This is a genomic window from Phenylobacterium sp. FG114, assembly GCF_057809855.1.
The window spans coordinates 162,735-175,310 of record NZ_JBMDKU010000005.1 but is presented as its reverse complement, the minus strand read 5'-3'; the positions used below and the strand labels follow the sequence as shown (position 1 = coordinate 175,310).

The 12,576-nt window shown below is 67.4% G+C and carries 11 protein-coding genes; 6 read left to right on the top strand and 5 right to left on the bottom strand.

Translation table 11 applies throughout. From position 1 onward, the window contains the following. Positions 1-23 precede the first annotated feature (23 nt). The gene (locus ACODSY_RS10290; protein WP_488951635.1) at positions 24-1,406 is read left to right on the top strand and encodes a recombinase family protein; all 1,383 of its coding nucleotides are present in this window, start codon (positions 24-26) and stop codon (positions 1,404-1,406) included. 388 nt (positions 1,407-1,794) lie between these two features. On the opposite strand, the gene ACODSY_RS10285 is transcribed toward ACODSY_RS10290, so the two are convergent. Further along, positions 1,795-2,688, bottom strand: a complete 894-nt coding sequence (locus ACODSY_RS10285; protein ID WP_488951634.1) for a LysR family transcriptional regulator — start codon at positions 2,686-2,688, stop codon at positions 1,795-1,797. Positions 2,689-2,773: 85 nt separating this feature from the next. Between ACODSY_RS10285 and ACODSY_RS10280 the strand changes: the two genes are divergently transcribed. Both ACODSY_RS10280 and ACODSY_RS10275 read left to right on the top strand, forming a co-directional pair. After that, a complete protein-coding gene (locus ACODSY_RS10280; protein WP_488951633.1) occupies positions 2,774-4,270 on the top strand; it encodes a CoA-acylating methylmalonate-semialdehyde dehydrogenase in 1,497 nt (498 codons plus the stop codon). A 13-nt stretch (positions 4,271-4,283) separates the two neighbouring features. Further along, complete coding sequence (locus ACODSY_RS10275; RefSeq protein WP_488951632.1) at positions 4,284-4,457, top strand: hypothetical protein; 174 nt, start codon at positions 4,284-4,286, stop codon at positions 4,455-4,457. Between the two features lie 51 nt (positions 4,458-4,508). Here ACODSY_RS10275 and ACODSY_RS10270 read toward each other — a convergent pair whose 3' ends face one another. Both ACODSY_RS10270 and ACODSY_RS10265 read right to left on the bottom strand, forming a co-directional pair. Continuing rightward, positions 4,509-4,922 carry a CHRD domain-containing protein gene (locus ACODSY_RS10270; protein WP_488951631.1) on the bottom strand — a complete coding sequence of 138 codons (414 nt, stop codon included), beginning with the start codon at positions 4,920-4,922 and terminating at the stop codon, positions 4,509-4,511. 92 nt (positions 4,923-5,014) lie between these two features. Further along, a complete protein-coding gene (locus tag ACODSY_RS10265; protein ID WP_488951630.1) occupies positions 5,015-6,298 on the bottom strand; it encodes a cytochrome P450 in 1,284 nt (427 codons plus the stop codon). 140 nt (positions 6,299-6,438) lie between these two features. Here ACODSY_RS10265 and ACODSY_RS10260 point away from each other — a divergent pair, with 140 nt between their 5' ends. Both ACODSY_RS10260 and ACODSY_RS10255 read left to right on the top strand, forming a co-directional pair. After that, positions 6,439-6,912 (top strand): GFA family protein, encoded by a 474-nt coding sequence (locus ACODSY_RS10260; protein ID WP_488951629.1) that lies wholly within the window; start codon positions 6,439-6,441, stop codon positions 6,910-6,912. Positions 6,913-6,984: 72 nt separating this feature from the next. After that, the gene (locus ACODSY_RS10255) at positions 6,985-8,085 is read left to right on the top strand and encodes an NADH:flavin oxidoreductase (RefSeq protein ID WP_488951628.1); all 1,101 of its coding nucleotides are present in this window, start codon (positions 6,985-6,987) and stop codon (positions 8,083-8,085) included. Positions 8,086-8,253: 168 nt separating this feature from the next. Here ACODSY_RS10255 and ACODSY_RS10250 read toward each other — a convergent pair whose 3' ends face one another. Beyond that, on the bottom strand, positions 8,254-9,165 hold the full coding sequence (locus ACODSY_RS10250; RefSeq protein ID WP_488951627.1) for an SMP-30/gluconolactonase/LRE family protein: 912 nt from the start codon (positions 9,163-9,165) through the stop codon (positions 8,254-8,256). Positions 9,166-9,508: 343 nt separating this feature from the next. On the opposite strand from ACODSY_RS10250, the gene ACODSY_RS10245 reads away from it, so the two are divergent. Further along, positions 9,509-11,944 carry a TonB-dependent receptor gene (locus ACODSY_RS10245; RefSeq protein WP_488951626.1) on the top strand — a complete coding sequence of 812 codons (2,436 nt, stop codon included), beginning with the start codon at positions 9,509-9,511 and terminating at the stop codon, positions 11,942-11,944. A gap of 55 nt (positions 11,945-11,999) precedes the next feature. Here ACODSY_RS10245 and ACODSY_RS10240 read toward each other — a convergent pair whose 3' ends face one another. After that, positions 12,000-12,518, bottom strand: a complete 519-nt coding sequence (locus ACODSY_RS10240; RefSeq protein ID WP_488951625.1) for a dihydrofolate reductase — start codon at positions 12,516-12,518, stop codon at positions 12,000-12,002. Positions 12,519-12,576 lie beyond the last annotated feature (58 nt).

Below are 12,576 nucleotides of genomic sequence, written 5' to 3'. Positions count from 1 at the left end.
AGCTTCGACGTGGCGAGGTTCGCATGGTCCCTACAGAGCGTGTCCGCGCGGCGCAGTACGTGCGCATGTCGACGGACCACCAGCGCTACTCCATCACTTATCAGGCAAAGACCAATGCCCAGTACGCGGCGCGGTGCGGCTATGCGATCGTACGCAGCTACGAAGACCCCGGCGTCAGCGGGCTGCGCCTAGAACGGCGTCCAGGGCTGCAGCGTCTCCTTGCCGACGTCTTGGCCGGGGTCGCCGACTTCCAGGTGGTGGTCGTCTACGATGTGAGCCGCTGGGGCCGGTTCCAAGATCCGGACGAGAGCGCGCACTACGAGTTCATCTGCCGCGAGGCAGGCGTACGCGTGGAATACAGCGCCGAAGCCTTCATGAACGATGGGTCATTGGCTTCCGTGATCGTCAAGACAGTGAAACGGGCGATGGCCGCTGAGTACGTGCGCGAGCTGTCGCTCAAGGTGCGAACCGCCAAGCGCGGGCTGGGGGAGAGGGGTTACTGGATGGGCGGGGTCGCGCCCTATGGGTACCGGAGATGTATCATCGCTCAAGATGGATCGCCGGTGAGAATAATGGAGCGAGGGGAACGCAAGGCCCTGCAAGGACACAGGGTTGTTCTGGTGGAGGGCCCGGAAGCGGAAACGGCTACGGTTCGCCGCATCTTCAGCCTCTTCGTGACCCACGGCCTCCGCTATCTGGCAATCGCCGATCATCTCAACGCGGAGGGGACGCCTACCGGATATGGCCGGCCATGGTCGCCGACGCGCGTCCGGAAGATCCTCGGCGACGAGGTCTATTCGGGAAAGTTGGTGATAGGTCGCTACAGCTGCTTCCTGAAGCGCCAGATGGTCCAACCCCGCGACAAGTGGGTGCGGGTGTCCGGAGCCTGTCCTCAACTCATAAGCCAAGGCGTCTTTGAGGCTGCGCAAGCCAACCTGCGCCGCCACAAGGAAGCCGCCTCGGATGAGCAGCTGCTGGACGAACTGCGGGCCGCTTGGCGACGTCACGGACGCCTCAGCGAAAACATTCTCCAACAGGACCCACAGGCCCGCTCCGGCCGCGCGTATGAACGGCGCTTCGGCAGTCTGACGAGAGCCTTCGAGCGCATCGGATATCAGCGATCGCCGGCGCAACAGCGCATGCTGGAGAAGCTGCGGCGGGACCAACCCCATCTTCGCCGAACTTACCGGCAGGCCTACACACCGGAGTACCTGCTCGGTAAGCTTGGTGGGCTTCTGGCCGAGCGCGGCCGCCTCACCTCGGCGATCGTCGATGCGACGCCCGGCATGCCCCACTCGGGCACATTCCGGGCCTACTTCGGGAGTTTAGCCCGCGCCTATGAACTCGTGGGATACCGAGCCTCCAAGCATCAACTCGAGCGCTGCAGCCTGGCGCGCAAAGCGTGACGGACGGTACAGGACGCGGTTGGCCCGAACATTCGACGGTCAGCCACGTGTCGTGGTCTGCGGCCAGCCATGGCCATCCCGCCCGCCATGCCCACCGCGGTCAGATTTTGACCCAACCTGGCTTTTCGCCCGAGCGATCGCCGCACGTGTCGCGACCACCTACTGAGTGCCTGTTGCACCCTGGAACACGGTGAACTGTGATGCAGCGCCTCGTATCCAATCCACCGATTTTGCGACCCATGTGTGACCCCGCAATGGTCAAGGTCGTTAGCGTTGGGAGAAAAAGATATTTTAAGACAATAGGATGTTGAGATTCGAGCGGGGGCACAACATCATGGCGAAGATGGTTCTGGGCTTGTAGCGCGGACGCCGCCGTGGAACGCCGCGCCTAGCCAGCCGCCGGCAGCAGGCGGTCCTTCTGGGCCGCCACGGTCTCGGTCAGCCAGTCGCGGACCACGCGGATGCGGCGGGTCTCCTGCAGGTCGCGGTGGATCGAGATCCAGAAGGTGCGGGTGAGCTGGACCGCGCGCGGCAGGACGGGCTCCAGCGCCGCGCCGGCCGCCGCCATGAAGTGGGGCAGGACGCATAGGCCGGCGCCCGCCACGGCCAGCTGCAGCTGCGCCTGCACCGACGAACTGGTCGCCCGCACCTTGAGCTCGGGGTGCACCTCGCTGAGGTAGCGCAGCTCGGCCGCATAGAGCAGGTCGTCGATATAGCCGACCAGGTGGTGGTCCTTGAGGTCCGCGGGCGTTGCCGGCCGTCCCCTCGCGTCGAGGTAGGACGGCGCGCCGTAGAGGCCGAGGCCGTAGTCGGTGAGCCGCTGCACCGCCAGGCGCGTCGAGGTCGGCGGCGCCAGGGTCACGGCGATGTCCGCTTCGCGACTGGACGCGGATAGGAAGCCCGCCGTCGCCACCAACTCCAGCCGCAGGCCCGGCCGGCTGTCCAGCAACGCTGGAACCGCCGGCGCGAGCACATGGGCGCCGAAGCCTTCGGACGCGCTCAGCCGCACCACGCCGGTGGCCGCGGCAAAGGCGTCGGAGGCGCCCAGCCGGTCGACCGCGGTCTCGACGCCCTGACTGGCTTCCAGCAGTTCGGCGCCGGCGGCGGTGAGCTGCAGTCCGCGCGGGGAGCGCACGAAAAGCGTGGTGCGCAGCTCGTCCTCCAGGCGCTGCACCCGCCGCGCCACGGTGGTGGGGTCGATCCGCAGCCGCGCGGCCCCCTCCTTGAACGAGCCGGTGCGCGCGCAGGTGAGGAACACCCGCAGATCGTCCCAATCCAGCATGCCGCTTCAGTACGGCTTTTTTGCAACTCTCAAACCTACAATTTTGCATTCCGAGCCGAGGCGGCGCGGGCGTAGTGTCCGCGCCATGCGTGACATCACCCACTTCATCGACGGCGCGGCCTTCACCGGCGCCTCCGGCCGTTTCGGCGACGTCTTCAACCCCAACACCGGCGAGGTTCAGGCCCGCGTCCAGTTCGCCACCGAGGCGGAAGTGGATCGCGCCGTCCAGTCCGCGGTCCGCGCACAGCAGGCCTGGGCCCTGGTGAACCCGCAGCGGCGGGCGCGGGTGATGTTCGAGTTCAAGCGCCTGGTGGAAGCGCGCATGGACGAACTGGCCGAGATCCTGTCGTCCGAGCACGGCAAGGTCATCGCCGACAGCAAGGGCGACATCCAGCGCGGCCTGGAGGTCATCGAGTTCGCCTGCGGCATCCCGCACGCCCTGAAGGGCGAGTACACCGAAGGCGCCGGCCCGGGCATCGACGTCTATTCCATGCGCCAGCCGCTGGGCGTGGCCGCCGGCATCACCCCGTTCAACTTCCCGGGCATGATCCCGATGTGGATGTTCGGTGTCGCCATCGCGGTGGGCAACACCTTCATCCTGAAGCCGTCGGAAAAGGACCCGACCGTCCCCCTCCGTCTGGCCGAACTGATGATGGAGGCTGGCGCGCCCTCCGGCGTGCTGAACGTGATCCACGGCGACAAGACCGCCGTCGACGCCATCCTCGACCATCCCGACATCAAGGCCGTGAGCTTCGTCGGCAGCTCCGACATCGCCCACTACGTCTACAGCCGCGGCACCGCCGCCGGTAAGCGCGTCCAGGCCATGGGCGGCGCCAAGAACCACGGGCTGATCCTGCCTGACGCCGATCTGGAACAGGCCACCAAGGACATCATCGGCGCCGCCTACGGCTCGGCCGGCGAGCGCTGCATGGCGTTGCCCGTGGTCGTTCCGGTGGGCAAGAAGACCGCCGACGAGGTCCGCGAACGGGTGCTGGCGGAACTGGAGACGCTGAAGGTCGGGATCTCCACCGACGCGGGCGCGCAATACGGCCCGGTCGTCAGCCAGGCCCACAAGGACAAGATCGCAGGCTACATCCAGACGGGCGTCGACGAAGGCGCCGAGCTGGTGGTCGACGGCCGCGGCTTCCAGCTCCAGGGCTACGAGAAGGGCTTCTTCATCGGCCCCTCGCTGTTCGACGGCGTGAAGAAGGGCATGACGACTTACAACGAGGAGATCTTCGGCCCCGTGCTGCAGATCGTCCGCGCCGAGACGTTCGAGGAAGCGCTCGATCTGCCCAGCTCGCACCAGTACGGCAACGGCGTCGCCATCTTCACCCGCAACGGCCGCGCCGCGCGCGAGTTCGCCCAGCGGGTCAACGTCGGCATGGTCGGCATCAACGTGCCGATCCCGGTCCCGGTGGCCTACCACACCTTCGGCGGCTGGAAGCGCAGCGCGTTCGGCGACATCAATCAGCACGGCATGGAAGGGGTCCGGTTCTACACCAAGACCAAGACCATCACCGCCCGCTGGCCGGAAGGCGCCGTCGAGGACTCGGCCTTCGTCATCCCGACGATGAAGTGAGCCGGAGGCGCAGGTGTCGAAGAGCTATGGCCCGGTCACCGAACGCCTGCTGAAGTTGCGGCCCGGTGCGTCCTGCTTCGTCAGCCTGCGCCGGCTGTGCCTCAAGACCCTGCGCAAGCACGCGCCGGATCTGGAGCTGGCCGTCGAGTCCCGCGAGGGCGGCCTGCTCGTCACCCGGGTCCGCTGAGCGGCCTGCGGCGGAGGCTCCGCATTCGCGAAACCTCCGCGGCCTCGCGTCCTACTTGGAGAGCTGTCCGCGGATCGCCCCGCCCGGGAACTCGGCGTTGTGGACGTTGACGTAGTAGCCGGCCGGATTGGCCAGGATGTCCTTCACGACGTCCGCGCCGACCGTCGCGCAGCCCGAGCTCTTGCCGGCCGCGTCCGGCTTGGTCATCGGAACCACGGGCGGGCCCGAGGCGCCCGCGGCCCCCTTGTGCACATGGGCCGCCGTGGCCGCGCCGATCTTCTCGACCATGACGTCGTAGCAGACCTCGTTCTTGGCCGTGTCGATCTTGAAGGTGGCGTGTCCCGCGCCGTCGGTGTCGGGCGACCCCGCGCCGCCCAGATGGGCCGACAGGGTCTCGGCGGCGAGCACCGGCGTGGCGGCGAGGCCGGCCACGGCGAGCGCGGCGATGAAGGCGGACTTGTTCATTGGCGTATTCCTCCCAAGCCCCCCGGCTTTCAGGAGGCGAAGAGGAACGCCTGCGGAGCGTGTCCGTCAACCGGTCACGCTCCGCCCGAGGCTCAGTTCCGGGTCGGGATGATCACCGGCAGGTGTTCGTAACCCTTCACGAAGGACGAGAAGACCCGCTTCGGCGGACCCACCACCTCGATCCGCGGGAAGCGGGCGAGGATTTCTTCCCAGATGATCTTGAGCTGGAGCTCGGCCAGGCGGTTGCCCACGCAGCGGTGGATGCCGAAGCCGAACGACAGGTGCTGGCGCACCCGCGGCCGCTCGATCCAGTAGTCGTTGGGTCGCTCGATGACCTCTTCGTCGCGATTGCCCGAGACGTACCACATGGCGACCTTGTCGCCCTTCTTGATGGTCTTGCCGCCCAGGTCGAAGTCCTGCAGGGCCGTGCGGCGCATGTAGGCCAGCGGCGTCTGCCAGCGGATGGTCTCGGAGACCATGTTCGGGATCATCGTGGCCGGATCGGCGCGCAGGATCCGTTCCTGGTCGGGGTTCTGGCTGAGCGCCAGGATCGACCCGGTGATCGTGTTCCGCGTGGTGTCGTTGCCGCCCACGATCAGCAGGATCAGGTTCCCGAGGTATTCCATGCGGTCCATGTTCCGCGTGGACTCGCCGTGGGCCAGCATCGAGATCAGGTCCGGCTTCGGCGGGGCGTTCACGCGCTCGTTCCAGAGCCGCATGAAGTAGTCCACGCACTCGAACAGCTCCTGGCGGCGCTCCTGCTCGGCGATCTCGGGATCGGTGGAGCTGAACAGGCCGCTGTCGGGCGACGCCGTGGCCACGTCGGACCAGCGGGTCAGTTTACGGCGGTCTTCCCAGGGGAAGTCGAACAGCGTCGCCAGCGTCATGGTGGTCAGCTCGATGGACACCTTGTCCACCCAGTCGAACTCCTCGCCGATCGGCAGGCTGTCCAGGATCGCCGCCGCGCGCTCGCGGATCACCGGCTCCATCTTGGCCAGGTTGGGGCCGGCGACGATGGGGCTGACGGTCTTGCGTTGAACGTCGTGCTTCGGCTGGTCCATGGCGATGAACATGGGCAGCGTGAAGTCTTCGGCCGGGTCGGGCAGCACGATGGTGGGTTCGGACGAAAACACCTGATGGTTCGTGTCCACCGCCATGATGTCGTTGTACTTGGTCACCGACCAGTAACCGCCCACGTCCTCGAAGCCCGAGTCGGCTGTGTAGTGGACGGGGTCTTCCTTCCGCAGGCGCTCGAAGTAGGGCCACATGGTGTCGGTGCGGAAGAGCTCCGGGTCGGCCGGATTGATCAGCTCCAGCGGCATGGCATAGGCGGCGTCTCGGGCCGCTCGCTTCACGTCGATCGAGGCGTCGTCCATGGGTTACCTCCTGGCGGCGGGTCTGCAGCCCGCATTCGGTCACGCGGACGATGACCCTCGGGAAAGGCGGAGTCAAGAAAGGTGACGCTGGCGTCAACTTTTCAAAGCTGAAAAATGCGTGAGGCCAGACGGGAGGGAGCATGAGCGAGTTGCAAGGGGGATGCGCGTGCGGCCCGGTGCGGTACCGGCTGACCTCCGGGCCGATGTTCGTGCATTGCTGCCACTGCAGCGACTGCCAGCGGCAAGTCGGCAGCGCCTTCGTCGTCAACGCCCTGATCGAGACCGACCGGGTCGAGCTGCTGTCGGGCGAACTGGTCCCGACCGCTATGCCCACGGACAGCGGCCGCCCGCACATCGTCTACCGTTGCCCGGCATGCGGCACGACGATCAAGTCGGACTACGGCGACCGCAAGGTGCTCAGCTTCCTGCGCGCCACCACGCTGGACGACCGGGCGGCGCTTCCGCCCGACGTGCACATCTTCACCCGCTCGAAGCTGCCCTGGGTGCGCTTCCCCGAAGGGGCGCGCGTGTTCGACATCTACTACGACATGGCCAAGGAGTGGCCGGCCGAGAGCCTGGCCCGGCGAGAGGCGCTGCTGGGGCCGGGGCGCTAGCAGCTTTTCTGCATGGCGCGACGACGGCGTTGGGCTAAACATTCGTTTGAATTTGCCGCCACAGGAAACCCGATGGCCTCTGATGTTCTCTTCACGCCCTTCACGTTCAAGGGGCTGACGCTGCCCAACCGCGTCGTCATGGCGCCGATGACGCGCTCGTTCTCGCCGGGCGGCGTGGCGACCGACGAGGTGGCGGCCTACTACCGCCGGCGCGCCGAGAACCAGGTGGGCCTGATCGTCACCGAGGGCACCGGCGTCGACCGGCCGGCTTCGCTCAACGACCCCAACATCCCGCGCTTCCACGGCGACAAGGAACTGGCCGCCTGGGGCAAGGTGGTCTCCGAGGTCCACGCGGCCCGGGGCCTGATCGCGCCCCAACTCTGGCACGTCGGGGCGGTGAAGACCCGCAGCGAGGACTGGAGCCCGCCCGGACCCTACGATAGCCCCTCGGGCCTCTCGCGGCCCGAGAAGAAGTTCGGCGAGCCCATGACCGACGCCGAGGTCGCCGACGCCATCCGCGCCTTCGCCGAGGCCGCCGCCGAGGCCAAGCGCCTGGGCTTCGACGCCATCGAGCTGCACGGCGCACATGGCTATCTGATCGACCAGTTCTTCTGGGAGGGGACCAACGTCCGCGAGGACGCGTATGGCTCCAAGGATCTGCCGGGCCGAGCCCGCTTCGCCGCCGACATCCTGCGCGCTGTCCGCAAGGCGGTCGGCCCGGACTATCCGGTGATCATCCGCGTCAGCCAGTGGAAGCAACAAGACTACGAGGTGAAGCTGGCCAAGGACCCCAAGGCGCTCGAAGCCTGGCTGGGAGCCCTCGTCGAAGCCGGCGCCGACGTCATCCACTGCTCGCAGCGCCGCTTCTGGGAACCGGAGTTCGAGGGCAGCGACCTCAACTTCGCCGGCTGGGCCAAGAAGGTCACCGGCGTGCCGACCATCACCGTGGGCTCGGTGGGCCTGTCCGGCGAATTCATCGCCGCGTTCGCCGGCGAGGGGTCGCAGCCGGCCTCGATCGAGAAGCTGGAGCGCATGCTCGACCGGGGCGACTTCGACATGGTCGCCGTCGGCCGCGCCCTGCTGCAGGACCCCGAGTGGGTCGTGAAGATCCGCGAAGGCCGCCACGGCGAGCTCACGGCCTTCGACCGCAGCGCCATGGCGAAGCTGTACTAGGCATCGCTCCTCCCCGTCCCGAAGAGGACGGGGGAGGGGGACAACGAAGTGGCGGAGGGGGCGCAAGGCCTCCGTCCCGGAGCCTGGGGCCTTGCGCACCCTCCGTCTCGCCGCGTTCCGCGCCGATCCACCTCCCCCGCCGTCTGCGCGACGGGGGAGGAGCGACAGCTAAGCGTTGAAGTTCAGCTTCAACCCTGCCCGCGGCCACTTGGCCTTGTAGAGCTTGCCGGTCGCCGAGGCGGTCACCCAGGCGGTCTTCATGTCCGGCCCGCCGAAGCAGATGTTGGTCACGACCAGGTCCGGGAACGGATAGTGCTCGGTGGTCCCGTTCGGGCTGAAGGCCGTGATGCCTCCGTTGATGATGGTCGCCACGCAGACCTTGCCGTCGGCTTCCACCGCCAGGCTGTCCAGCAACTGGTAGCCCGGCAGGTTGCAGACGATGTTCCCGGGCGCGAAGCCGTTCGGTGGGGCCAGCACGCCGGTCTCGGCCACCGGGAAGGCCCAGAGGCGGCCCAGCATGGTGTCGGCCAGGTAGACCGTCTTCTCGTCGGGCGACAGGCCCACGCCGTTCGGCGAGATCAGGTGGCCGCGCTGTTGGCTGATGTGGCTGCCGTCCGTCTTGGCGTAGTGCAGCGCGCCGTTCTTGCGGCCGTCGGGCGTGGAGCAGCCGTGGTCCGAGAACCAGAAGCCGCCGGACTTGTCGAACACGATGTCGTTCGGACCCACCAGCCGCTTGCCGTCGCAGCTGTCGTAGACCGTCTCCAGCTTGCCACTCCTCAGGTCGAAGCGCTGGATGTAGCCGCCAGTGTGGCTGGGCGGCGTCGGGCCGGGGATGGTCAGCCCGCCCTGGTCTAGCCATTCGAAGCTGCCGCCGTTGTTGGTGATCCAGATCGCGCCGTCCGGGCCGATGGCCGCGCCGTTCGGGCCGCCGCCGGTGTCAACCACCGTCTCCTTGCTTCCGTCGGGCTTCACGCGCGTCAGCCGCTGGCCCTTGATCTCGGTGAGGATCACCGAGCCGTCGGCCATGGCGATCGGCCCTTCCGGAAACTCCAGCCCGTCGCAGACTTCCTCGATCTCCATGGCGTCATCTCTCCCGGCCTGTGATTTTGGCCGACTATAGGGGGCCGCCGCCGGGGAAGGTGAAGGGGGAATCGCGTTCGACGCCGCCTCGCAAATATTGACCTGACCCTGAACGTCCCTGCTTCCCCGAGGTAAGAGTTCGTGTGGTTTCGGCCACGGACAGGCCCCGCCGATACTTGCCCTATCAGTTCCGCTAGCTTGTCGTCGGCAGGCGAACTGCACAGTTATCGCCCCTCAGCCCAGGCGCTGTTTGCGCGAAGGCAGAACAACAGCCTGCGGGATCTTCACCCGCGGGCGCGAGGCCGCACGTCCATTGCAGGCGGCGGCCCACGGAGGGATATCGATGCTTCACGCCCATGCTCGGCGCTGCCTTCTCGCGGCCAGTGTCTCGGCCGCCGCCGTGCTGACCGGCGCGCCGGCCCTGGCCCAGACGGCCCCGGCCGAACCGGCCATGGTCGACGCTATCGTCGTTACGGCGCAGCGGCGCGAGGAGAGCGCCAACGCCGTCGCCATGGGCATCCAGGCCGTGCGCGGCGAGGTGCTGGAACAGCTCCACGTGACCGACGCCAAGGACCTCTCGGCCTTTGCGCCCTCGTTCACGGTCTCGCAGAGCTATCAGGGCGTGCCGACTTACACGTTGCGCGGCATCGGCTTCAACACGATCAACCTGTCGGCAACCTCGACCGTCGGCACCTACACGGACGAGGTCGCCTACGCCTATCCGTTCATGAACACCGGCCCGATCTTCGACCTGGAGCGGGTTGAGGTGCTGAAGGGACCGCAGGGTACCCTCTACGGCCGCAACACGACCGCGGGCCTGATCGACTTCGTCACCAACAAGCCCACCGACGAGTTCAAGGCCCAGATCACCGCCGAGGCCGGCAACTACAAGACCTACAACCTCGACGGCTTCATCAACGGCCAGATCGCGCCGGGCCTCACCGGCCGCTTCGCCTTCCGCTCCGAGAACAGCGACAAGGGCTGGCAGGTCTCCAACAGCCGTGGTGAGCGCCTGGGCGAGGTCGACCGCTGGGGCGTGCGCGGCGCGCTGCGGTTTGAGCCCAGCGATCGGCTGACCGTCGACGCCTCGGTCAGCTATTGGAAGAACCAGTCCGACACCGTGGCTGCCCAGGGTATCGGCTTCACCCCCGCCACGGCCAACAGCCCCTTCCTGGCCCCCGGCCTGAAGGATTACATCGCCGCCAACCCGCCGACGAAGGCCAGCCAGGCGGACTGGGCGCCGCGGGCCGCCCGCAGCGCCGATATCGGCATCGGCGCGGGCCTCGCCGGCCCGCTGCGCGAGAACAACGAGTTTGTCGGGCTGAAGCTGCGCGTCGCCTACGACCTCAACGACGACATGCGGATCGTCTCGCTGACCGGCTACCAGGACCTGAAGCGTCGCGCGCTCTTCGACTGGAGCGGCGCGCCCTATGAGATCCTGCACCAACAGGGGCGCGGCGACATCGAGTCGATCTCGGAGGAGCTGCGGATCGAGGGCTCGACCGAGAAGACCAACTGGCTCGTCGGCGGATACGTCGCCCGCGACGAGATCGTCGATTCCAACCGCACGCTGCTGGGCCAGAACTCGAACGTCGGGCTGATCCGTTTCGCCGGAGCCGGCCTTCTGGCCACCCCGTTCAACACCGGCGGCTTCACCGCCGCCCAGATGTCCCAAGCCTTCCGAACCTACGTCGACCGCGGCGACATCGAGACCAAGACCTGGAGCCTGTTCGCCAACGCTGATTACCGGATCACGGAGACGCTGAAGGTCACCGGCGGCATCCGCTACACTGAGGACCGCCAGGACTACGTCGGCTGCTCGCGCGATTTCCAGGGCAGCATGCTGCCGAACGTCAACGTCGTGAACCGGGCGCTGTTCTTCCAGACCTACGGCGCGCTGGTGGCCCCGATCAGCCAGGGCGGCTGCGTCACCTTCGACCCGGCCACGAAGACGTTCGGGCCGGTAGCGTCCGACCTGAACGAGAACAACGTCGCCTGGCGGGTGGCCCTGGACTGGACCCCGATGGAGAACGTGCTGCTGTTCGGCTCGATCTCGCGGGGCGCCAAGGCCGGCGCCACGCCGATCAACGCGGCCAACATCTCCACCCAGAACGCGCCGGCGAAGCAGGAACTGCTGACCGCCTACGAACTGGGTCTCAAGGCCGGCCTGCTGAACCGCCGGATGCAGGTGAACGTCAGCGGCTTCTACTACGACTACAAGGACAAGCAGCTCAGCGTCTATTTCGCCGACCCGATCTACACCGCGCTCTCGCGCCTGCAGAACGTGCCGGACAGCGAAGCCTATGGCGTCGATGGCGAGGTGACCTGGCGCCTCACGCCCGAGTTCACGCTGATCGCTTCGGCAACCCTGCTACACACCGAGGTCCAGGGCTATGTGGGCATCAACGCGGCCGGGCAGCCGCAGAACTTCGACGGCGCGCCGTTCCTCTACAGCCCCAAGCGTTCGGGGGCCGTCACCGCGCTCTACAACCGCGAGCTCACGTCCGACCTCGGTCTGCAAGTGGCGCTGAACGCCCGGTGGCAGGACGACAGCCACGCCGATCTGGAAGGCGATCCGAAGTTCACGATCAAGGACTACGGCCTGGTCAACGCCAGCGTCGGCGTCCACGCGCTGGACGATCGCTGGCGCGCCCAGCTCTGGGTCCGCAACCTGACCAACACCTACTACTGGAGCGCGGTGAGCTCGAACGCGAACGTCGTCGTCCGCTTCCCCGGCCAACCCCGCACCTACGGCGCTTCCCTGACCTTCGCCTTCTGAGCGCGAAGGTGGTCCTCCTGGCCCGGGGCGCGCGCCGTCCCGGGCCGCTTTTCGTCTAGCGCCGCTCCAGCACCCGCACGGTGAAGGGATACTCGTCCACGTCCGAGGCCTCGTGCCGCTCGGACCGCACCTCGGTCCACTTGCTCTCGTCGATGGGCGACAGCACCACGTCGCCCTCCACCTCGGCGTCCACCTCGCTGAGGTAGATCCGCCGGGCCTTCTGCAGCGCCAGTTCGAACAGCGAGGCGCCGCCGATCACGCAGACTTCGCTGGCGCCGTCCTCCTCGGCCTGCTCGCGGGCGATGGACACCGCTTCCGAGAAGTCCTCGCAGACCACGGCGCCCGTCGGCTCGAACGAGCCGTCCTTGCTCAGCACGATGTTGGTGCGTCCCACCAACGGCTTCTTGGGCAGGCTCTCCCAGGTCTTGCGGCCCATGATCACCGGCTTGCCCATGGTCACGGCGCGGAAGATCGCCAGATCCGACTTCAGCCGCCATGGCAGGGTCCCGCCGCGGCCGATCACGCCGTTCCTGGCGCGGGCGATGGGTCCGGCGGCGAGCACGATCTGAGGCATGACTGGTTCTTAGCTTGCGCCGGCGCCTGTCACCAAACGCCGCCTTGGTCGTTGTGGC

Excerpts from the sequence above, each read along its gene's own strand:
- ACODSY_RS10290 (WP_488951635.1), top strand. The coding sequence starts at position 24 with ATGGTCCCTACAGAGCGTGTCCGCGCGGCGCAGTACGTGCGCATGTCG.
- ACODSY_RS10285 (WP_488951634.1), bottom strand. The coding sequence starts at position 2,688 with ATGCTGGATTGGGACGATCTGCGGGTGTTCCTCACCTGCGCGCGCACC.
- ACODSY_RS10280 (WP_488951633.1), top strand. The coding sequence starts at position 2,774 with ATGCGTGACATCACCCACTTCATCGACGGCGCGGCCTTCACCGGCGCC.
- ACODSY_RS10270 (WP_488951631.1), bottom strand. The coding sequence starts at position 4,922 with ATGAACAAGTCCGCCTTCATCGCCGCGCTCGCCGTGGCCGGCCTCGCC.
- ACODSY_RS10265 (WP_488951630.1), bottom strand. The coding sequence starts at position 6,298 with ATGGACGACGCCTCGATCGACGTGAAGCGAGCGGCCCGAGACGCCGCC.
- ACODSY_RS10260 (WP_488951629.1), top strand. The coding sequence starts at position 6,439 with ATGAGCGAGTTGCAAGGGGGATGCGCGTGCGGCCCGGTGCGGTACCGG.
- ACODSY_RS10255 (WP_488951628.1), top strand. The coding sequence starts at position 6,985 with ATGGCCTCTGATGTTCTCTTCACGCCCTTCACGTTCAAGGGGCTGACG.
- ACODSY_RS10250 (WP_488951627.1), bottom strand. The coding sequence starts at position 9,165 with ATGGAGATCGAGGAAGTCTGCGACGGGCTGGAGTTTCCGGAAGGGCCG.
- ACODSY_RS10245 (WP_488951626.1), top strand. The coding sequence starts at position 9,509 with ATGCTTCACGCCCATGCTCGGCGCTGCCTTCTCGCGGCCAGTGTCTCG.
- ACODSY_RS10240 (WP_488951625.1), bottom strand. The coding sequence starts at position 12,518 with ATGCCTCAGATCGTGCTCGCCGCCGGACCCATCGCCCGCGCCAGGAAC.